Raw genomic sequence first — 19,553 nt, forward strand, 5'->3', positions numbered from 1 at the left:
GGAGGCCGGCGGTGATGCGCCTGCCCGGCCCCGAACTGTGCGCGGCCCTGGGTCGCTTCGCCGGCGCGAAGAGGCTTCGTGCCTGGCTGCCGCGGTTTGCGATTTCAGCCCTGGTCGCGGCACTCTACCTGGGCGGCGGCCTCGAGTTCCTCGAGCGCAGCTATCTCGATCTCCGCTACGATCTGCTGCGCCGGCCGGCCAGCGGCGACGTCGTCCTGGTGGAAATCGATTCCAAGAGCCTGCGCGAGCTCGATGCCTGGCCCTGGCCCCGGGCCCATCACGCGGACTTGCTGAACCGCCTAATCGACGCCGGCGCCGAAATGGTCGCCTTCGACGTCGACTTGAGCTCGCCTTCGACCCCGGCGGACGACGCCCTGCTGGAGCAGTCCCTGGCCGGCTCGGCCGGGCGGGTGATCCTGCCGGCCTTCATGCAGAAGGTCCGGGGCGAGGCCGGCCGTGACGAGCTTGCCCTCAACCTGCCGCTGACGCGCTTCACCCGCCACGCGACCCTCGCCAGCGTCAACGTGCAGCCCGACTCCGACGGGGTCCTGCGCCGGATGTCCGCCCTGGTGCCCTGGAGCGGCACCCGGCTGGTCGGCCTGGGCGCCCTCCTGACCCAGCGCCGCGACCTTCCGGAGGCCGGCTTCTACCTCGACTTCGGGATCCGGGTCGAGGATGTCGCGAGGATCTCCTTCGTCGATGTCCTTGCCGGCCGCTTCGACGCCGCCTTGCTGCGCGGCAAGCGGGTCATCGTCGGCGCGACGGCCGTCGAGCTGGGCGAGCAGATCGCCGTACCGGCCTATGGGATCCTGCCGGGGCCCATGGTGCAGCTCATGGCCTACGAGGCCATTGCCCAGGATCGGATGATCGCCCGGCTCGCGCCTCTGCCCGTGCTCCTGGTCAGCCTCCTGTTGATCCTCGGCCTCGCCGGGCGATTTCCTCACCTGTCCTGGCGCCGAAGCACGCTCTACGTGGTCTTCGGCCTGCTCGGCGTCTTCGGGCTTTCCCTGGCGGTCCAGGCAAGCTTTCCGCTGAGCCTGGACGTGGCACCCTGGCAGCTCTCGTTGCTGCTACCCTATCTCTACGGGCTCGGTCTGCGGATCGACCGCCAGGATCTCGGCCTGCTCGCCCAGGGCCTGGAGCTTCGGCGCAAGGACGCCTTCATGCGGCAGATCGTCGAGCACAGCTTCGATGCCATCGTCACCATCGACGGCAGGGGGCGCATCACCTCCTTCAATCGGGCCGCCGAGCGGATGTTCGGCCGCACGGCGGCGGAAACCGAAGGTCGAAAGGCGACCGTGCTCGTCGCCTCGCCTCAGGAGAGTGAGCCGCAGACCCGGCTTGCCCTCAGCTTCCATCTGCTGCGCGGCGGTCCCTTCGAGCTGCTGGGCGAGCGCGCCGACGGCGATCGCTTCAATCTGGAGCTGGTGATCAGTGAGATGGTCCTGGAGGACGAGCCCTGGGCGATCCTGCACCTGCGCGACATCACCGAGCAGCGGCGCGCCGAGGCCGGCCGCAAGACCGCGCAGCGGCGCCTCGAGGAGGCCATCGAATCGATGCGCGACGGCTTCGCGATGTTCGACGCCGAGGGCCGCCTGCTGCTCTGCAACACCCGATTTCGCGACCTTCACGCCCTCGGCTGGCAGGCGCCCCTGGCCGGCCGGACCCACGAGGACATTCTTCGCGCCTTCCTGGCGGAAAATCCGGAACACCGGCTTCTAGAGCCGCCGGAGGCCTGGATCGAGATACAGCTGGCCCGCCACAGGTCGGCCCGCAGCAGCTTCCAGGTCGAACTCGCCGAAGGCACGGTGGCGCGGGTCAACCAGCATCGGACCCGCGACGGCGGCCTGGTCTGCGTCTACGCCGACGTCACAGAGCTGCACCGGCGCCAGCAGGAATTGCTGCTCGCCAAGGAGGAGGCCGAAGCCGCGCGGCGCAGCATGAGCGGCTTCCTGGCGAACATGAGCCACGAGCTGCGGACCCCGCTCAACGCCATCATCGGGTTCTCCTCGATGATGAAGGACGAGATGGTCGGACCCCTGGGCGACCAGGCTTACAAGAGCTACGCCAACGACATCCATGCCAGCGGCTCGCTTCTGCTCGACATCATCAACGACGTGCTCGACGTCTCGAAGATCGAAGCCGGCAAGCACCGGATCGAAGAGGATCTGGTTCAGGTCGGCCAGCTCCTGAACTCCTGTCTGCGCCTGATCGGGACGCGGGCCGCTGCCGCCGGCCTCGGCCTCAGCCGGCGCAGCGACGTCGAGACCCTCGAGCTGCGCGCAGATCCGCGCGCGCTCAAGCAGATCCTGCTCAACCTGCTGAGCAACGCCGTCAAGTTCACGCCGGAAGGCGGGCGAATCGAGCTCTCGGCTCTGCTCGACGACAACGGCGACTTTCTGTTCAAGGTTTCGGACAGCGGGATCGGCCTGGCGCCGGAGGAGATTCCGCGCGCCCTGGCGGTCTTCGGCCAGATCGAAAGCGATCTTGCCAGCCGGCACCAGGGGACCGGCCTCGGTCTGCCTCTGGCCCAGCGCCTGACCGAGATGCACGGCGGCAGCCTGGAGCTCGAGAGCGCGCCCGGCCAGGGCACCACGGTGACCGTCCGCCTGCCCGCGGCGCGGGTCCTGGCGTCAGGCCGCGAGGTGCGAGGCAGCGCGGGGCGCCCCGGCAGGCGCCGGGTCGCCAACGACGGTTGAAGCCGGCAAAGCGGTCCTCCGGGGTGCGACGGGTCTCGCTAGGACTCCAGGAGGAAGCCGGCGACCGCGTCCATGGCCTGGGACCAGTTGCCGTCGGCGCTGCGCCCCGACGCCTTGCGGGGCACCAGGTCATGATTGCCGTCATCGGCCCAGTGGATACGAAGCGCGTCCGAGAGCGCGTAGCCCTCGACCTCGGCCCGGGTGCCGAAGGGGTCCCGGGTCCCCTGGACGATCAGGCTCGGGGTCTCGATCGTCTCCAGGTGCGCCGTGCGCAAACGCTCCGGCTTGCCCGGGGGATGGAAGGGATAGCCAAGGCAGACCAGGCCGGCGGCGCCGACCTCGTCGGCGATCAGGCTGGCCATGCGCCCGCCCATCGACTTGCCGCCGACGGCCAAGCGCGCCGGCTGCAGCGCCGTGACCGTCTGGCGCCAAGCCTCCAGCAGCTTCGCCTGGCCGTCCGGCGGCCGTTTCCGGCCGTCCGCGCGCCGGGCCGCCATGTAGGGGAATTCGAAGCGGACGATGCGCAGGCCGCGGCTGCCCAGGCCGTCGGCGAAGGCGGCCATGAAGGGGCTGTCCATCGGGGCGCCGGCGCCGTGGGCCAGGACCAGGGTCAGGGCGGCCTCCGCCGGTCCGTCGAAGAGGAAGTGCGCGCGGATCATGACGGCGACATATTTCTGTGGTCCTATTGCAAGGGCAAGCAGAAGCTGGCCGCGCCGAGAGATCTCTCGGGGCGGCGTCTTCGCGGGCGCTGTCCTACGACCTGGCGGTCGCCACGCATTGGAACTTCTTGAGGAGCCGGACGTGCGGTCGAAGCGTCTGTCCGCCCTGTCGCTGGTCGTCCTGCTGGGCCTTACCGCCTGCGGGGGCGAGCCCGGCCTTTCGGGGCAGCGCTGGCGCGCCGAGCGCGACGGCGATCTGCCGGCCGCGCCCCAGCCGCCGGTAGCGGAGAGCCGGCCGCCGAGAGTCGAGGCCCCAACGGCGGCCCGACCACCGGAGCCCGAGCCCCAGGCCGAAGCCGCACCCGCGGATCCTGCGCCGGAGGCTCTGACGCTCCACGTGGAGCGTCGGCAGGCCTTCCTGGCGGCTCTGCCCGAACGCCGGAGCCGCCACGACCAGACGCTCTGGGCGCGGCTGACGGCTTACGATGACCAGCGCCGCCGTTCTGAGGCCCTGGCCGCCTTGCTGGCGGCGGAGGGCGACCGGGAGATCCTGACCGCGCTCGACTGGACCATGAGCCGGATTTACGCCGGCAAGGGGTCCTCGGCCTACCTCGCCGCCTACGCCCTGTTGCATCAGCGGGCCGGCATGGTCGAGGGGGCCATCGTCGGCGACCTCCTGGCGCGCCTCAGGATCGCCGAGGACGCCTCCCGCTGCGCCTCCGCGCCGGCGGTGGAGGACAAGCTGCTGCTGATCCGCCAGCTCCTGGTGCCGCTCGCCACGCCGCTCGACGAGCTCGAGCCGGCCCATCGCGAGGCCCTGGCGGCCCATGTCCTGGCCGAGAACATCGCCTTGCCGCGCAATTGGGATGATGCCTGGCTGTGCCGCGGCGGCCCGGAATATGCCGCCAAGTATGTCGAGAAGTATCGGGATCCCAGAGCGGTCGAGGCGCTGCGGATCCAGACGATGGACCAGACCATGGTTCTGCTGCCCGACGATCCGGAAATCGAGACCGGCGGATTCCGTCCGGAGCCGGACTGGAAGGCCAGTATCGAGGGCCTGCGGGCCGCATTCCGGCGCAAGTACGGCCTGTCCGAGTGATCCCGTGCCGTCCTCCGGGTCACGCCACCAGGCGGGCCAGGGCGTGCCACCAGGAGTCGTCCCAGTGGCGCCGGGCGGCGCCGGAGGGGGAGGGCAGTACGAAGAGCTTCGTCGGACCCAGGCTCTCCGCCTGGAGGCCGTAGTCGGCGGCCCTGCCGAGGAAGGCCTGCGCCGGCCGCTTGCCGACGAAGGCGAGGACCTGCGGCGTAAAGCGCAGGATCTTGGCACGAAGGGCGGCCGGATCGTCGCTGCCGGGCGGCAGCTGATGGTCGGCGCCGGAGGCCTCCTTCGCGATGTCGGTCAGGCCCAGGCGATAGTCCGTGAGGCGGGGAAAGGCCTCGGGCGGCAGCAGGGATGGGGTCAATCCGGTCGCCGCCAGGATCGCCCAGAAACGGTTGCCCGGCCCGGCATAGTAGGCGCCGCGCTCGGCCGACACGCGGCCGGCGGCGCTGCCGCAGAACACGATCCGCAGGCCGTGGTCCAGGACGTCGGGCAGGACGGGCACGCGCGGCGCCGCTACTTCTTGCGGAAGCGGTCCAGGGCGACGATGTTCTCGGCGCCCTCCTTGTTCTCGCCGTCGTCGGGCTGATCTGCGTTCTCGGCGGTTGCGGGGTCCGGCGGTGCGACCTCCGGCAGCTTGACCAGAGGACCGGCTTCCTCGTCCTCCTGAGTGCCGCCCTCGCCGGTCTCGAACTGCAGGCCGAAGCGGACCGACGGATCGGCGAAGGTCGCCACGGCGGCGAAGGGAATGACCAGCAACTCCGGCTTGTTGGAAAAGCTGAGGCTCACCGAGAAGTACTCCTCGGCCACCTCCAGGTTCCAGAACTGGTGCTGCAGCACGATGGTCATCTCGTCCGGGTAGCGCTTGCGCAGGTAGCCCGGCATGACGACCTCGGGGTGATCGGTCCGGAAGGTGATGTAGAAGTGGTGCTCCCCGGGCAAACCGTGCGTCACGACGAACTGCAGCGACTGCCGCAGCACCTGACGCAGCGCATCCTCCACCATCTTGTCGTAGCGCAGGATGCCCTGCTTGACGTCGTCTTCGGCCATCTCTTTCCCCTGCCCGGGTCCGCCCTCGGGCCGGATTGGCCGTCGTGCAAAGGCGGTGGGGGGCTTCTGTTGCCCGGCGCCCCCCGGGCCGCGCTTACCTAGTGTTAGGCAGCGAGGGCCATACGAGAATTGTCGTTGGCACTTTTAAGACGGCCCGATAACGGCGGTACCATGCCGAGCGAAAAACATGCCTTTGAACGCACGTCGATCCTGTTTCGCCCCCTCAAGACCGCGCCCGCCGGATCGGCCGGGCGCGGTGGAAACTGGTGGAGGCGCCGGGTACTGCCCCCGGGTCCGTAACGCCTATTACACATGCCGTTTATCGCCATAGCCGGACAAGCCGGCCCTTGTAATATAATGACTTTGGGCGGCCGGGTGAAGGTCGCTGCGTATCCTTCTAGTGCATTGATATAATTTAATTGTGTGCCCGGCCCTCGGCGGGTGTCGGGGCCGTAGGCGTTCATCCACAAGCTGTGGGTGGATTTGGGCTGGATGCCTTGGGACGGCCGGGTCATCCTTGCGCCTGACGAATCGGAGTCCGCAAGGAGGCGGCTGGATCAACGATGTCCGGACAGAGTTCGAAGCCCGATCGGAACGGTGAGGGGCAGGATGCCGAGAAGGCCGCCGAGGCCGCCGGTCCGCGGAACGAGTTGCGCAAGCTCCTGACCAAGGAGCAAGAGTCAGAGCTGCGCGAATTGCGCGAAACCCGCAGCGAGACCCGCCGGGTCACCGTGCCGGCCCTCGAGGAGGTGCTCTACGAGGCGATTCCGGTGCTCGACCACGGCTTTGTCCGCGTCATCGACTACATGGGCGACGACGCCGCCATCGTTCAGGCGGCGCGCGTGTCCTACGGCCGCGGCACCAAGCAGGTGCGGCAGGACGCGGGGCTGATCAACTACCTGCTGCGGCACCGCCACACGACACCCTTCGAGATGTGCGAGATCAAGTACCACATCAAGCTGCCGATTTTCGTCGCGCGGCAGTGGATCCGCCATCGCACGGCCAACGTCAACGAGTACTCGGCGCGCTATTCGGTCCTCGACAAGGAGTTCTACGTGCCGGCGCCCGAGCACCTGGCGGCCCAGTCGAGCAGCAATCGCCAGGGCCGCGGCGAGGTGCTCGAGGGCGAGGAGGCGGCCCGCGTGCTCGACCTCCTGCGCGAGGACGCGGCGCGCTGCTATGCCAGCTACGAGGAAATGCTGAACCAGCGCGAGGACGGCTCGGTCATCGACGAGAGCCGCCAGGGCCTGGCGCGCGAGTTGGCGCGCATGAACCTGCCGCTCAACATCTATACCCAGTGGTACTGGAAGATCGACCTTCACAACCTGCTGCATTTCGTCGGGCTGCGTGCCGACGCCCATGCCCAGTACGAGATCCGGGCCTATGCCGACGTTCTGCTCGACACGCTGCGGCGCTGGGTACCGATCACCGCGGAGGCCTTCGAGAACCACGTGGTCGGCGGCGCCCACCTGTCGGGCCGGGCGCTGACGGTGGTCAAGCGCCTGCTCGCCGGCGAGCCGGTCGAGGCCGAGGACTCGGGGCTGTCCAAGCGCGAATGGCGCGAGCTTATGGCCCTGCTCGACCGCGAAGCCTAGCCCCTGTGCCCGGCTGCTGGCCGATCGCGCCGCTGGCTTCGCGGGCGGCCTCGCAATAGGATGAACCCTTCGGAAGCTCTAGAAGGGAGGTCGCGCAATGGCAAAGGTCAGCGCAACGACGAAACTGGCGGTTCCGGCCGCGATGGTCTGGGAGGTGATCGGCAACTTCCACGCCTTGCCGGACTGGCACCCGGCCGTCGAAAGCAGCGAAAAGGAAGAAAAGGACGGCCAGGTCCATCGGCGCCTCAACCTGGCCGGCGGCGGCACCATCCTGGAGAAGCTCGAGCACATCGACGACAAGGAGCGGCTCTACACCTACTCGATCATCTCCGGCCCCCTGCCGGTCGCCAACTACGAGGCGACGCTTCGGGTGCGCGACGAGGGCAGCGGCTGCAGCGTCGAGTGGTCCAGCGAGTTCGAGCCCTCGGGCGCGCCGGAAGGCGACGCCACGGCGGTGATCCGCCAGGTCTACGAGGCCGGTTTCGAGAATCTGAAGCGCACCTTCGGCGGCACCTGACCGCGGCCGGGGGCCTCAGAGCGATCCGCAGGCGCAATCAAGGAATCGCCATATTGGGTTTCCACCCTGGGCCTTCTTCCGGGGGATTCGCCATGCGATCTGCGCGATTCTTCGAGCTGAGAAAGGCGGTCGGGCTCCGGCCGCTGCTTATTATGCTGCTCTTCGCCTTGCCGCCGCCGGCCTCGGCGCAGCCGCCGGTCCCGGCGCCGGAGGCTGAGCGGGCCGACCGCATCGTGGTTCACAAGGCCGAGCGTCGCCTGATCCTCTACCGCGGCGAGACGGCGCTGATTGCCTACGACATCGCGCTCGGACGCGATCCGGAAGGGCACAAGCAGCGGGAAGGCGATGGCCGGACGCCCGAAGGCCGCTACCGCATCGACTGGCGCAATCCGCAGAGCCGCTATCACCTCTCGCTGCACGTTTCCTATCCAGAGGCGGCGGACCGGGCCCGGGCGGCCGCGAGGGGCGAGGAACCCGGCGGCCTGATCATGATCCACGGCCTGCCCAACGGCCTGGGGGCCCTCGGCGCGGCCGGCCTCCTGCGCGACTGGACGGAGGGCTGCATCGCGGTGACCAACGACGCGATCCGGGACATCTGGCGCCGGGTCGCCGACGGTACCCCGATCGAGATCCGGCCCTGATTCAGGCGGCGCGCTGATCCTACTGCATCACGATCCTGGGCGCGGCACGGCCGCCACCCTCCAGGCGCGCCGAGAGCTGACCCCAGACGGCCTCGGCGATCTCGCCGTAGCGCTTGGCCTGGGGGCTGTCCGGGCGGCTGACCACGACCGGCCGGCCCTGGTCCGAGGTCTCGCGGATCTCGATGTCGAGCGGGATCTCGCCCAGGAAGCTCATGCCCAGCTTCTCGGCCTCGCGGCGGGCGCCGCCGTGGCCGAAGATGTGGCTTTCGTGGCTGCAGTTCGGGCAGACGAAAGTGCTCATGTTCTCGATGATGCCGAGGACCGGGATGTCGACCTTGCGAAACATGTTCAGGCCCTTCTTGGCGTCGATCAGGGCGATGTCCTGCGGGGTCGAGACGATGACCGCGCCGGCCAGGGGCACCTGCTGGGCCATGGTCAGCTGGGCGTCGCCGGTGCCCGGCGGCATGTCGACCACCAGGACGTCGAGTTCGCCCCAGTCGACGTCGCGCAGCATCTGCTGCAGGGCGCTCTGAACCATGGGGCCGCGCCAGATCATCGGCGAATCCTCGGGCACGAGGAAGCCCATCGACATGCACTTGACGCCGAAGTTCTCCATCGGGGTCAGGGTCTTGCCGTCGGGCGACTGCGGCTTGCCGGAGATCCCCAGCATGCGGGGCTGGGAGGGGCCGTAGATGTCGGCGTCCAGGACCCCGACCTTGAGCCCCTGGGTCGCCAGGGCCAGGGCCAGGTTGGTGGCCGTCGTCGACTTGCCGACGCCGCCCTTGCCGCTGGCCACGGCGACGATCGCGCGGACCCCCGGCACCAGGGCGCGCTCCGGGCCGGGCCGCTGTCCTGGTCCTTGGCCCGGGCCCTGGGCGACCCGCCGCGGCTGCCCCTCCGCCGGTGACGCGCCGCCGGCGGCCTTCTCGGCGGTCAGCACGGCGGTCACGGAGGACACGCCGGAGAGGGCCAGGACCTTCTGCTCGGCTTCCTTGCGCAGCGGCTCCAGCGCCGGCCCGTGGCGCGGGTCGACCTCGATGGCGAATCCGACGTTGCCGTCCCTGACCACGACCCCGTTGACCATGTTCAGGGCCACGATGTCCCGGCCGCGGCCCGGTTCTATCACGGTCTTGAGCGCCTCCAGCACCTGCGCCTCGGTTACCCGGCTCATCCTTGAAAACTCCGCATAGTTTCCGATATGCCCGACAGAGGCAGGAAGAAACTGTCCGGGCCAAATCGGCAAGTCGATTATACTGGCGTTGACGATCCCCTGGTTCATATACGACAAAGCGCCGGTCCTTTGTAGGCACGGCCCTTCTGGATAGCGAGGATTCTTCACGATGCCCTGGAAATCTCAAGGCGGTGGCGGGGGCGGCAACGGCGGCGGCCCCTGGGGCGGCGGCCCGTCCGGAGGCGGCGGTGGAGGGCAAGGTCCCTGGGGCCGAGGCTCCGGCGGTGGCGGCGGTCCGCGTCCGCCCGATATTGACGATCTGATCCGCCGTGGCCAGGACCGCATGAAGAGCGTTCTGCCCTCCGGCATGGGCGGCAGCTCCGGGTTCCTTCTGGTTATCGGCCTTCTGATCGCGGTCTGGCTCTTTACCGGTTTTTACACGGTCAAGCCCGGCGAGCAGGGCGTAAAGCTGCGCTTCGGCGAATGGGTCAACCAGGAAAGCTTGGACCCGCCGGGGCTCCACTGGCACCTGCCTTACCCGATCGAGACGGTAGAGACGCCCCAGGTCGACATCGTGCGGCAGATCAACGTCGGATTCCAGCGCCGGGGCGACGGGGTCGGCGGCAAGATTGACCGTGCGGAAGAGAGTCTGATGCTGACCGGCGATCAGAACATCATCGATATCGACTTCAGCGTTCAGTGGCGGATCGACAACGCCGGCCAGTTCCTCTTCAACATCCGCGATCGCGAGGCGACCATCAAGCTGGCGGCCGAGAGCGCCATGCGCGAGGTCATCGGTCGTACCGACATCCAGCCGGCGCTGAGCACGGAGAAGGAGAACCTGGCCGCCGAGACCCGAGAAACCCTTCAGCGGATCCTGGACGAGTACCAGTCCGGGGTCGCGATCACGGCGGTCAACCTCCAGGACGTACAGCCGCCAAAGCAGGTAGCCGACGCCTTCGAGGACGTGCAGCGGGCCCGCCAGGACCAGGACACCAAGATCAATCAGGCCGACGCCTACCGGAACCGGATCATCCCGGAGGCCCGCGGCGAGGCCACGCGGATGATCCAAGGGGCCCAGGCCTACCGCGACCGCATGATCAAGGAGTCTCAGGGTGAGGCGGAACGCTTCATCAAGGTCTTCGAGGCCTACAGGCAGAACCCGGACGTGACCCGCCGACGGATCTACCTGGAGACCGTGCAGAAGGTCCTGCAGAACACCGACAAGGTGATCATGGACGGCGCCAGCGGCGCGGTGCCGTACCTGCCGCTCGACCAGCTGCAGCGCCGGGGCCCGGGCGCAGCCGAAACCGCGCGCAATCCGGACCTCAAGCAGTAGGTCCCAGGGAGAAAAGTCCGATGCAAGGCAAGAAATCTCTGATCCTTGGGGTCGTAATTCTGGTTCTGGGCTTCCTCGCTTACTTGAGCGTGTTCACGGTCCACCAGACCAAGCAGGCGGTGGTCCTGCAGTTCGGTGAGCTGAAGCGGGTGGTCGACGAGCCTGGAATTGGGGTCAAGCTGCCCTGGCAGGAAATCCGTCACCTGGAAAAGCGGGTGCTGAACCTGGACCCACGGGCCGAGACCATTGTTTTGGCGGATCAGCGGCGGGTGACCGTGGACGCCTTCATCCGCTACCGGATCGTCAGTCCGGAGCAATTCATACGTGTGGCCGTCAACGAGGACCTGCTGCAGCTGAAGCTCGAGCCGATCGTCAACAACAAGCTGCGCGCCACGCTCGGCCAGGTTCTCTTGACGACGATCCTCTCCCAGGATCGCACGCGGCTGATGCAGCAGATTCGCGACCAGGTGAACGCCGAGGTCCGGCGCGCCGGGTCGAACTTCGGGATCAACGTCCTGGACGTCCGCATTATCCGTGCCGATCTGCTTCCGGAGGTGAGCCAGAACGTTTACGCCCGGATGGAGGCGGAACGTAAGCGCGATGCCGCCGAGTTCCGTGCCCTGGGCCAGGAGCAATTCCTGAGGATCACCGCCGAGGCCGACCGCGAAGCGACGGTCATCCGCGCCGAGGCCCAGCGCCAGGCCGAGATCCTGCGCGGCGAAGGCGAGGCGGAGCGGACCCGGATCCTCAACGATGCCTTTGGCCAGGACGAGGCTTTCTTCGATTTCTACCGCTCGATGCAGGCCTATGAGGCGTCGATCCGGCCCGACAACTCGATGCTGGTGATCCCCCCGACCAATGAGTTCTTCAATTATTTCAACAATCCTGCCGGCCAGCCTGGCGGCCAGTAGGACGAACGGCCGGCCGCGGCCGGACCCCCGGACACGGCGGGTCGTGGTGATCGTGAATGACGGAGCTCCTCACGGCGCTGGCGCTGGTGCTGGTCATAGAGGGCTTGGCTTGGGCTTTGTTTCCGGACCAGATCCGACGCGCGCTCGGCAAATTGGCAGAGGTGCCGCCGGAGGTTCTCCGCGGCGGCGGTTTGGTCACGGCCGCTCTAGGTGCGCTCTTTGTCTGGCTGTTGCGCGGCTAGACGAAGGGAAACCTGGATCGGCCACAAATCCGCCCAGATCGTCCGCGAACCTGGAGAGGCTGGCTTGATGGGATTTCGCCCGGGTCCGTTGCTGCTCCAAGGCCGCAGACTTCCGGCGAACCCCGGTCCGGTTCAAAGTCTTGGGGCCTATGGGCGGTCGAGCTTCGTGGCGGCGAGGCTGGAGCAGGCGGCGCCCCCGGCTTGACAGGACGGTGGCGCCAACCACATCCCATCTGCGAATCTTCGCTATGGTTAACGAAATAGTTGCTATATCCGAGCGAAGTCCTGAGGGTGGGCACCCTGTCCGAGGGGCTGTAGCTGGAGAAGAAAGGTGATGCACGGCGCGATGAGAAGTATAATCGCTGGCCTGTCAGATGGCGAAAGGAACGGAGCTTTGCGTTTGGGATATCAGGCCCTGGCCAAGGGTGGCGCTGTCTTTCTGGTGACCCTGCTGGCCTGGGGCGGCCAGCCCATGGCCCGCTCGGCCCCCGAGAGCTTCGCCGATCTGGCCGAAGGTTTGCTGCCGGCCGTGGTCAACGTCTCGACCACCCAAAGCGTCGCCCAGGGTGAAAGCAAGGAGTTCGAGGAGTTCTTCAAAGACTTCTTCGAACGCCGCGGCCAGCGCGGCGAGGGTGGACCGCCGCAGCGCCGCGCACCGTCTTCTCTGGGTTCCGGATTCATCATCGATTCCAGCGGCTTCATCGTTACCAACAACCACGTCATTGCCGAGGCCGACGAGGTGACGGTCCGGCTCCACGACAACTCGACCTATAAGGCCGAGATCGTCGGTCGCGACGAGAAGACCGACCTCGCGCTGCTGAAGGTCGATGCCGACAAGCCCCTGCCGGCGGTCAAGTGGGGCAACTCCGACGGCCTGCGGATCGGCGACTGGGTGATGGCGATCGGCAATCCCTTCGGCCTCGGCGGCACCGTAACGGCCGGGATCGTCTCGGCCCGGCAGCGCGACATCAACGCCGGCCCCTACGACGACTTCATCCAGAGCGATGCGGCCATCAACCGCGGCAACTCTGGCGGTCCCATGTTCAACATGGACGGCGACGTGGTCGGGGTGAACACCGCGATTTTCTCGCCCTCCGGCGGCTCGGTGGGCATCGGCTTCGCCATCCCCTCGGCTCTGGCGGCCAACGTCATTCGCCAGCTCAAGGACGGCGGCACCGTGCGCCGCGGCTGGCTCGGAGTCCGGATTCAGACGGTGACCGAGGAGCTGGCCGAAGGGCTGCGCTTGGGCAAGGCCCAGGGTGCCCTGGTCGCCCACGTCACCGAGGGCGGGCCGGCCGAATCCGCCGGGATCAAGCAGGGCGACGTGATCCTGCGCTTCGACGGCCGCGAGGTCGGCGAGATGCGCAAGCTGCCCCGCATGGTCGCCGAAACGCCGATCGGTCGAAAGGTCAAGGTCACGGTCTGGCGCAAGGGCAACGACGGCTTCAGCGAGCAGTCGCTCAACGTGACCCTGGGCGAGCTCGACGACACCCAGGTTGCGGCGGTCTCACCCACGGAGCCGGCCCCGAAGGACGAGAGCGGCCAGATCCAGTCCCTCGGCCTGGGCCTGGCGGCGATCACACCCGAACTGCGCCAACGGTTCCAGCTCGACGACAAGGCCGCGGGCGTGGTGATCACCGATGTCGTCGACAACGGTTCCGCCGCGGAAAAGGGCCTGCGCCCCGGGGACGTGATCGTCGAGGTCGATCAGGAGGAGGTCTCCAGCCCCTCCGAGGTCGTCGACCGGGTCGAGAAGGCGCGTGACGAGGGCTACCGGGTGGTCACGCTCCTGGTCCTGCGCCAGGGCGACTTCCAGTGGGTCGCGGTGCCGATCAGCAGCAGCTGACCCTCAGTCGCCGGAAATGCTTCGACGCGCCGCCGCTGCCTGGACGCGCGTCAGCTTTTGAACTCGGCCTTGCGGTAGCCCTGCAGATAGAGCAGCGCTGTCAGATCGCCGTGGTCGAGGCTGACGTCGGCGGCCCGTCGCAGCGCCGCCTTGGGCCGGTAGCCGACGCCGAGCCCGGCGGCTTGGAGCAGGTCGACGTCGTTGGCACCGTCGCCGACCGCGCAGCTCGCCGCCAGATCCAGCCCCTGCTCGGCCGCCAGGGCCTCCAGGGCCGCCCGCTTGGCGGCGCGGTCCAGAATCGGCGCCGCCACCTCGCCGGTCAGCCGGCCGTCCTCGATCACCAGCCGATTGGCCTGCTGCCGGTCGAAGCCGCAGGCCGCGCCGACCGGCTCGGTGAAGCAGGTGAAGCCGCCTGAGACCAGGGCCGTCAAGGCGCCTTGGGCGCGCAGGGTCTGCACCAGGGCCCGCGCGCCGGGGTTCAGGGTCACGCCGGCGGCCATCTCCTCGAGCAGGCTGGCCGGCTGGCCGGTCAGGAGGCCGACCCGGGCCTGCAGCGCCTCGGCGAAGTCCAGCTCTCCGTTCATGGCCCGGGCTGTGATCGGGGCCACCTGATCAGCTATCCCGAGGCGCGCGGCAAGCTCGTCGAGCATCTCCTCGGCGATGATGGTCGACTCCATGTCCGCAACCAGCAGCCGCTTGCGCCGGTTCTCCCGAGCGACGACGCCGAAATCGGCCGGGGCGCCCTCCAGGGCACCCCGCACGGTCCGGCGGGCGTGCGAGGGAGCGAGGCCGGCGATGGGTAGATCGCAGGCCTCGGCCTCGGCCAGCCAGTCGGCGGATCCGCAGGCGGCCCCTGAGGCGCCGAGGGCCGCCGCGACCCGGTCGACCAGGGCTTGCTCGAGGTCGCCGGGGGCGGCGATAAGCGTGACGACGTGGTCCATGGCGGGCGATATAGATGGCCGGCCAGTGCGGCGGCAAGGGATTTGAGCGGGTGTCGAAGGCGAGCAACAGCGAAGAAGGGCCCCGGCAGCCCCGGAGCGGCCGAAAGGCGCAGCCGCCGGTGGTCCTGGTTACCGGCCCGACCGCCGGCGGCAAGTCGCGCCTCGCCCTCGACCTGGCAGAGGAGTTCGGCGGCAGCGTGATCAACGCCGACGCCCTGCAGGTCTACCGGGAGCTCGAGATCCTGACCGCCCGTCCCGGCGCGGCGGCCCTGGCCCGGGCGCCGCACCGCCTCTACGGGGTGCTGCCGGCCGTCGAGGTCTGCTCGGCCGGGCGCTGGCAGGCCCTGGCCCTGGCCGAGATCGAGGCGGCGCGGCAGGCCGGCCGCCTGCCCATTGTCGTCGGCGGCACCGGGCTCTACCTGCAGGCCCTGGAGCGTGGCCTCTCGGCAATCCCGGAGGTCCCGGAGACCATCCGGGCGGCGGCCCGGCGCCGGCACCGGGAGCTCGGCGGCGCGGCTTTCCACGCCGAGCTGGCCGGGCGTGACCCGCAGGCCGGCGCCCGGCTGCGGCCCTCGGACAGCCAGCGCCTGATGCGGGCCTGGGAGGTCCTGGAGGCGACCGGCCGCTCGCTCTTCGACTGGCAGCGTGACAGCCCCCGGCCGCCGCCCTATCGCTTCCTACGCCTGGCCCTGGTCCCGCCGAGGGTGGCGCTCTACGCGGCCTGCGACCGGCGCTTCCTGGGAATGCTCGAGGCCGGAGCCCTGGCCGAGGTCGAAGGCCTTCTGGCCCTGGGCCTGGAGCCGGGCCTGCCGGCCATGAAGGCGGTGGGCGTCGCCGAACTGGGCGCCCACCTGGCCGGCGAGATCCCCCTCGAGGAGGCCGTCGCCCGGGCCCAGCAGGCGACCCGCCGCTACGCCAAGCGGCAGTACACTTGGCTGCGCGGCCAGGGCGCCGGGGCGCGGGTTTTCAGCGCGCAATATTCGGAAAGTTTGAGGGCAGAAATCTTTAACATTATTTGCGACTTCCTGTTGACCCCCTCCGGGTGAGGGACTAATTTAACTGAGGCGCGCGGCCCGAGGGCCGCGCGTGCTGTCTCTGAGCAGGCTGAAAAGCCCATAAAGGGCAGGGGGTTAGCCGGCGCGAACGGGACAAGCGAGCGGACCGAGGGCATTTGGGGTCGGAGCGATGGCTGGCGAGGAACTCAACGGATCGGAGATCGTGCTGCGCGCCTTGGCGGAGCAGGGCGTGGAGGTGATTTTCGGCTACCCGGGCGGGGCGGTCCTGCCTCTCTACGACGAGATGCACAAGCAGAACGCGATCCGTCACATCCTGGTGCGCCACGAGCAGGGCGCCGTCCATGCCGCCGAGGGCTACGCCCGCTCGACCGGCAAGGTCGGCGTCGTGCTGGTCACCTCGGGCCCCGGCGCGACCAACGCGGTGACCGGCCTGACCGATGCCCTGATGGACTCCATCCCGGTGGTCTGCCTGACCGGCCAGGTGCCGACCCACCTGATCGGCAACGATGCCTTCCAGGAGGCCGACACAACCGGCATCACCCGGCCCTGCACCAAGCACAACTATCTGGTCAAGTCGATGGAGGACCTGCCGCGGATCCTGCACGAGGCCTTCTACGTCGCCCAGGCCGGGCGTCCGGGACCGGTGGTCATCGACCTGCCCAAGGACATCCTCCAGGGCAAGGGCGCCTACCTGCCGCGCGAGTCGGTCAAGCACCGCAGCTACAAGCCCCAGACCCGGCCCGAAAAGGCCGCCCTGAAGCAGGCGGTGGAGCTGCTGGCCAAGGCCAAGCGGCCGATCGTCTATTCCGGCGGCGGCGTGATCAATTCCGGGGACCGCGCGACTGCGCTGCTGCGCAAGCTGGTGCACATGACCGGCGTGCCTTGCACCAATACCCTGATGGGCCTCGGCGCCTATCCGGCCAGCGATCCCCAGTTCCTCGGCATGCTGGGCATGCACGGCACCTACGAGGCCAACCTGGCGATGTACAACTGCGATCTGATGATCGCGGTCGGCGCCCGCTTCGACGACCGGGTGACCGGCAAGCTGAGCGAGTTCTCGCCCAACTCGAAGAAGATCCACATCGACATCGACCCCAGCTCGATCAACAAGAACGTCCTGGTCGACGTGCCAATCGTCGGCGACGTGGCCGAGGTCCTGGAGGCCTTCGTCGAGGTCTGGCAGGACGGCAAGCACGCGCTGGACCAGAAGGCCCTCGGAGCTTGGTGGGAAGAGATCGACAAGTGGCGCGGCCGCGAGTGCCTGAAGTACCGGCAGAACGGCGACATCATCAAGCCGCAGTACGCCATCCAGCGCCTCTACGAGGCGGTCAAGGACCGCGACACCTACATCACGACCGAGGTCGGCCAGCACCAGATGTGGGCCGCCCAGTTCTTCAAGTTCGAGGAGCCCAACCGCTGGATGACCTCGGGCGGCCTGGGCACCATGGGCTACGGCTTCCCGGCGGCGCTCGGCGTCCAGGTGGCCCATCCGGACTCCCTGGTGATCGACATCGCCGGCGAGGCCTCCTTCCTGATGAACATCCAGGAACTTTCGACCATCGCCCAGTACGACCTGCCGGTGAAGGTCTTCATCGTCAACAACCAGTGGATGGGCATGGTCCGGCAGTGGCAGGAGCTGCTGCACGGCAGCCGCTACTCGCAGAGCTACATGGACTCCCTGCCCGACTTCATCAAGCTGGCGGAGTCCTTCGGGCTGGTCGGCTTGCGCGCGGAGAAGCCGGGCGAGCTGGACGACAAGATCCGGGAGATGATCGAAACGCCGCGGCCGGTCCTGCTTGACTGCCTGGTCGACCAGGCGGAGAACTGCTTCCCGATGATCCCTTCGGGCGCCGCCCACAACCAGATGCTGCTGGGCCCCGAGGACGAAGCGGCCCACGACGTCTCCGAAGAGGGCATGGTCCTGGTCTAGGGCCCGCCGAGATCGCGCGGTTTCCGGTCGGCCTCATGCCTCGTCCCTCGACAAGCTCGGGATGAGGAAGGCAGGGTCTCAAGCCTCATCCTGAGCCTGTCGAAGGGTGAGGCCCGCGACGAGGCGACACCGAGGATCGCGCCCGAGTTTTCGAAAGCCAAGAGAATGTCACCCAAGGAAGACCCGATCGAAAAGCGCACCATCGCCGTCCTCGTGGACAACGAGCCGGGCGTCCTGGCGCGGGTCATCGGCCTGTTTTCCGGCCGCGGCTACAACATCGAGAGCCTGACCGTCACCGAGGTCGACCCCGAGAACAAGCTCTCGCGTATCACCGTGGTGACCAGCGGCACGTCGATGATCCTGGAGCAGATCAAGGCCCAGCTGACCCGCCTGGTGCCGGTGCACAAGGTCTCGGACCTGACCGTCGAGCATCCCAACGACTACGTCGAGCGCGAGCTGGCCCTGGTCAAGGTGATCGGCAAGGGCAACGACCGGGTCGAGGCATTGCGGATCGCCGACATTTTCGAGGCCGAGGTCGTCGATGCCGGCCTGGAGCACTTCGTGTTCCAGATCCACCACCGCCCGGACAAGCTGAACCGCTTCATCGAGCTGATGAAGGGCCTGGGCTTCGTCGACGTCTCGCGCACCGGCGTGGTCGCGATCGCCCGCGGCCCCGAGGCGCTGTAGGAGCGGGGCTGATTGTCCGCTGCTGTCGCTGTTCGGCAGGCAGCACGCTTTGAAGCTTGCACGCGATAGACACCCAGAGCGCTACGAGCTTGAGCTCCGACACCACTGAACCCCCCTCCTTGAGGGGGAGGGCAGGATGGGGGGTAATGCCGGCCGCCATCTCAATCGGCTTTTGGCTTTGCGGCCTCGCGGCCGCCACCCCCGACCTCGATCCTCCCCCGCAAGGGGGATAAAGCGGTTTGCGGCACCGCCACGGCACAAACCCCGATGGCTTAGGAATTGGGCACGGCCGTCCAGCTTGGTCCCGTGATAGTCTGCGTCGCCCTGTTGAGCGATTCTCCCAGAGATGGAGCCCATGGAGTACCTCATCCCCCTGGCCGGCTTGGCGCTGGCGCACTTCATCGCCGCGGCCAGCCCGGGCCCGGCCTTCATCGTCGCTCTGCAGGAATCCGTCGCCCGGGACCGCCGGGCCGGCGTGGCGGCCGCCGTCGGAATCGCCCTGGGCTCCTTCCTCTGGGCGTTGCTGGTGGTGCTCGGGGTCGGGCTGCTGCTGCAGCAGGCGGGCTGGCTCTACGGTACCCTGAGGCTCCTGGGCGGCCTCTACCTGATCTACCTCGGCATCTGTCTCTGGCGCGGCGCGGTGCAGCCGCTCGCCCTGCCGGCCACGGCCATCGGTTTGCCGGCCTCCGGCCTGCGCTCCCTGCGCCTCGGGCTCCTGACCCAGCTGGTCAATCCCAAGGCCGCGGTCTTCTTCGGCTCCATCTTCCTGACCTTCCTGCCGCCCGACTTGCCCCTCTGGGTCACCGGGGTCGTGCTGGCCAACATCTTCGCGGTGGAGTTCTTCTGGTACCTGGCCGTGGCCCTGCTGTTTTCGACCGGCCGGGTCCGCCGCGCCTATGCGGGCGCCAAGCTCTGGATCGACCGCCTCGCCGGCGGCTGCCTCGCCGCTCTGGGCCTCAAGCTGGCACTGTCGGAGCGCTAGCGCACTTCCCGATCAGACGCGTTCGCGTCTGGCCGGGAGTCGTGCGCTATCGCTCTGAAGGTAGGGCATTACATCCGGCCAGATGGATCGCGAAGCGATTCCATCTGATCGGATAATGCCTGTCTTATGACAGGTTCGGCCCATCGGGCGAAGATGGGCCACCGCCGGAGAGTGGCCACTCGCCGGCGGTGGCGGGGTCGGACCGGGATAATGCTGGCCGTCAGAGGG

General features: G+C 68.3%; 18 protein-coding genes and 1 other RNA gene. 13 read left to right on the forward strand and 6 right to left on the reverse strand.

The window, feature by feature from the left end; all coding sequences use genetic code 11:
• Positions 1-14: 14 nt before the first annotated feature.
• Positions 15-2,699: a CHASE2 domain-containing protein gene (locus tag QNJ30_21615; GenBank protein MDJ0946054.1), complete on the forward strand. Its 2,685-nt coding sequence runs from the start codon at positions 15-17 to the stop codon at positions 2,697-2,699.
• Positions 2,700-2,737: 38 nt separating this feature from the next.
• On the opposite strand, the gene QNJ30_21620 is transcribed toward QNJ30_21615, so the two are convergent.
• Positions 2,738-3,358 carry a dienelactone hydrolase family protein gene (locus tag QNJ30_21620; GenBank protein ID MDJ0946055.1) on the reverse strand — a complete coding sequence of 207 codons (621 nt, stop codon included), beginning with the start codon at positions 3,356-3,358 and terminating at the stop codon, positions 2,738-2,740.
• A gap of 142 nt (positions 3,359-3,500) precedes the next feature.
• On the opposite strand from QNJ30_21620, the gene QNJ30_21625 reads away from it, so the two are divergent.
• The gene (locus QNJ30_21625) at positions 3,501-4,457 is read left to right on the forward strand and encodes a hypothetical protein (GenBank protein MDJ0946056.1); all 957 of its coding nucleotides are present in this window, start codon (positions 3,501-3,503) and stop codon (positions 4,455-4,457) included.
• A gap of 19 nt (positions 4,458-4,476) precedes the next feature.
• Here QNJ30_21625 and QNJ30_21630 read toward each other — a convergent pair whose 3' ends face one another.
• The 3 genes from QNJ30_21630 to ssrA form a co-directional block, all read right to left on the reverse strand.
• Positions 4,477-4,962, reverse strand: a complete 486-nt coding sequence (locus QNJ30_21630; protein ID MDJ0946057.1) for a mismatch-specific DNA-glycosylase — start codon at positions 4,960-4,962, stop codon at positions 4,477-4,479.
• Between the two features lie 11 nt (positions 4,963-4,973).
• Complete coding sequence (locus QNJ30_21635) at positions 4,974-5,507, reverse strand: ClpXP protease specificity-enhancing factor SspB (protein ID MDJ0946058.1); 534 nt, start codon at positions 5,505-5,507, stop codon at positions 4,974-4,976.
• A gap of 54 nt (positions 5,508-5,561) precedes the next feature.
• Positions 5,562-5,891: a transfer-messenger RNA gene (ssrA, locus tag QNJ30_21640) on the reverse strand.
• A gap of 179 nt (positions 5,892-6,070) precedes the next feature.
• On the opposite strand from ssrA, the gene thyX reads away from it, so the two are divergent.
• The 3 genes from thyX to QNJ30_21655 all read left to right on the forward strand — a co-directional run bounded on the left by thyX (position 6,071) and on the right by QNJ30_21655 (position 8,260).
• Positions 6,071-7,102, forward strand: a complete 1,032-nt coding sequence (thyX, locus tag QNJ30_21645) for an FAD-dependent thymidylate synthase (GenBank protein ID MDJ0946059.1) — start codon at positions 6,071-6,073, stop codon at positions 7,100-7,102.
• Positions 7,103-7,199: 97 nt separating this feature from the next.
• Positions 7,200-7,619: an SRPBCC family protein gene (locus QNJ30_21650; GenBank protein ID MDJ0946060.1), complete on the forward strand. Its 420-nt coding sequence runs from the start codon at positions 7,200-7,202 to the stop codon at positions 7,617-7,619.
• Positions 7,620-7,711: 92 nt separating this feature from the next.
• Entirely contained in the window at positions 7,712-8,260 is a 549-nt protein-coding gene (locus QNJ30_21655) for a L,D-transpeptidase family protein (protein MDJ0946061.1), read from the forward strand.
• A gap of 19 nt (positions 8,261-8,279) precedes the next feature.
• Here the strand turns inward: QNJ30_21655 and apbC are convergent, their stop codons facing one another.
• Positions 8,280-9,431, reverse strand: coding sequence for an iron-sulfur cluster carrier protein ApbC (apbC, locus tag QNJ30_21660; GenBank protein ID MDJ0946062.1), 1,152 nt, complete (start codon positions 9,429-9,431; stop codon positions 8,280-8,282).
• A gap of 169 nt (positions 9,432-9,600) precedes the next feature.
• Between apbC and hflK the strand changes: the two genes are divergently transcribed.
• The 4 genes from hflK to QNJ30_21680 all read left to right on the forward strand — a co-directional run bounded on the left by hflK (position 9,601) and on the right by QNJ30_21680 (position 13,769).
• Positions 9,601-10,770: an FtsH protease activity modulator HflK gene (gene hflK, locus QNJ30_21665; GenBank protein ID MDJ0946063.1), complete on the forward strand. Its 1,170-nt coding sequence runs from the start codon at positions 9,601-9,603 to the stop codon at positions 10,768-10,770.
• Between the two features lie 20 nt (positions 10,771-10,790).
• Positions 10,791-11,681, forward strand: a complete 891-nt coding sequence (locus QNJ30_21670; GenBank protein ID MDJ0946064.1) for a protease modulator HflC — start codon at positions 10,791-10,793, stop codon at positions 11,679-11,681.
• A 56-nt stretch (positions 11,682-11,737) separates the two neighbouring features.
• Positions 11,738-11,923, forward strand: a complete 186-nt coding sequence (locus QNJ30_21675; GenBank protein MDJ0946065.1) for a DUF2065 domain-containing protein — start codon at positions 11,738-11,740, stop codon at positions 11,921-11,923.
• A 334-nt stretch (positions 11,924-12,257) separates the two neighbouring features.
• Complete coding sequence (locus tag QNJ30_21680) at positions 12,258-13,769, forward strand: DegQ family serine endoprotease (protein ID MDJ0946066.1); 1,512 nt, start codon at positions 12,258-12,260, stop codon at positions 13,767-13,769.
• A 50-nt stretch (positions 13,770-13,819) separates the two neighbouring features.
• Here QNJ30_21680 and serB read toward each other — a convergent pair whose 3' ends face one another.
• Positions 13,820-14,710, reverse strand: a complete 891-nt coding sequence (serB, locus tag QNJ30_21685) for a phosphoserine phosphatase SerB (protein ID MDJ0946067.1) — start codon at positions 14,708-14,710, stop codon at positions 13,820-13,822.
• A 119-nt stretch (positions 14,711-14,829) separates the two neighbouring features.
• Between serB and miaA the strand changes: the two genes are divergently transcribed.
• From miaA to QNJ30_21705, 4 genes are all read left to right on the forward strand, one after another.
• A complete protein-coding gene (miaA, locus tag QNJ30_21690) occupies positions 14,830-15,756 on the forward strand; it encodes a tRNA (adenosine(37)-N6)-dimethylallyltransferase MiaA (protein MDJ0946068.1) in 927 nt (308 codons plus the stop codon).
• Between the two features lie 139 nt (positions 15,757-15,895).
• On the forward strand, positions 15,896-17,656 hold the full coding sequence (locus QNJ30_21695) for an acetolactate synthase 3 large subunit (GenBank protein MDJ0946069.1): 1,761 nt from the start codon (positions 15,896-15,898) through the stop codon (positions 17,654-17,656).
• Positions 17,657-17,821: 165 nt separating this feature from the next.
• Positions 17,822-18,343: an acetolactate synthase small subunit gene (gene ilvN / locus QNJ30_21700; GenBank protein ID MDJ0946070.1), complete on the forward strand. Its 522-nt coding sequence runs from the start codon at positions 17,822-17,824 to the stop codon at positions 18,341-18,343.
• 355 nt (positions 18,344-18,698) lie between these two features.
• Complete coding sequence (locus QNJ30_21705; GenBank protein ID MDJ0946071.1) at positions 18,699-19,325, forward strand: LysE family transporter; 627 nt, start codon at positions 18,699-18,701, stop codon at positions 19,323-19,325.
• The last annotated feature ends 228 nt before the right edge of the window (positions 19,326-19,553 follow it).

This window comes from Kiloniellales bacterium, from assembly GCA_030066685.1.
In the GTDB taxonomy this organism is placed as follows: domain Bacteria; phylum Pseudomonadota; class Alphaproteobacteria; order Kiloniellales; family JAKSBE01; genus JAKSBE01.

Excerpts from the sequence above, each read along its gene's own strand:
- apbC (MDJ0946062.1), bottom strand. The coding sequence starts at position 9,431 with ATGAGCCGGGTAACCGAGGCGCAGGTGCTGGAGGCGCTCAAGACCGTG.
- QNJ30_21705 (MDJ0946071.1), top strand. The coding sequence starts at position 18,699 with ATGGAGTACCTCATCCCCCTGGCCGGCTTGGCGCTGGCGCACTTCATC.
- QNJ30_21675 (MDJ0946065.1), top strand. The coding sequence starts at position 11,738 with ATGACGGAGCTCCTCACGGCGCTGGCGCTGGTGCTGGTCATAGAGGGC.
- QNJ30_21620 (MDJ0946055.1), bottom strand. The coding sequence starts at position 3,358 with ATGATCCGCGCGCACTTCCTCTTCGACGGACCGGCGGAGGCCGCCCTG.
- QNJ30_21695 (MDJ0946069.1), top strand. The coding sequence starts at position 15,896 with ATGGCTGGCGAGGAACTCAACGGATCGGAGATCGTGCTGCGCGCCTTG.
- ilvN (MDJ0946070.1), top strand. The coding sequence starts at position 17,822 with ATGTCACCCAAGGAAGACCCGATCGAAAAGCGCACCATCGCCGTCCTC.
- QNJ30_21615 (MDJ0946054.1), top strand. The coding sequence starts at position 15 with ATGCGCCTGCCCGGCCCCGAACTGTGCGCGGCCCTGGGTCGCTTCGCC.
- QNJ30_21655 (MDJ0946061.1), top strand. The coding sequence starts at position 7,712 with ATGCGATCTGCGCGATTCTTCGAGCTGAGAAAGGCGGTCGGGCTCCGG.
- QNJ30_21650 (MDJ0946060.1), top strand. The coding sequence starts at position 7,200 with ATGGCAAAGGTCAGCGCAACGACGAAACTGGCGGTTCCGGCCGCGATG.
- QNJ30_21635 (MDJ0946058.1), bottom strand. The coding sequence starts at position 5,507 with ATGGCCGAAGACGACGTCAAGCAGGGCATCCTGCGCTACGACAAGATG.
- QNJ30_21680 (MDJ0946066.1), top strand. The coding sequence starts at position 12,258 with ATGCACGGCGCGATGAGAAGTATAATCGCTGGCCTGTCAGATGGCGAA.
- hflK (MDJ0946063.1), top strand. The coding sequence starts at position 9,601 with ATGCCCTGGAAATCTCAAGGCGGTGGCGGGGGCGGCAACGGCGGCGGC.
- serB (MDJ0946067.1), bottom strand. The coding sequence starts at position 14,710 with ATGGACCACGTCGTCACGCTTATCGCCGCCCCCGGCGACCTCGAGCAA.
- thyX (MDJ0946059.1), top strand. The coding sequence starts at position 6,071 with ATGTCCGGACAGAGTTCGAAGCCCGATCGGAACGGTGAGGGGCAGGAT.
- QNJ30_21670 (MDJ0946064.1), top strand. The coding sequence starts at position 10,791 with ATGCAAGGCAAGAAATCTCTGATCCTTGGGGTCGTAATTCTGGTTCTG.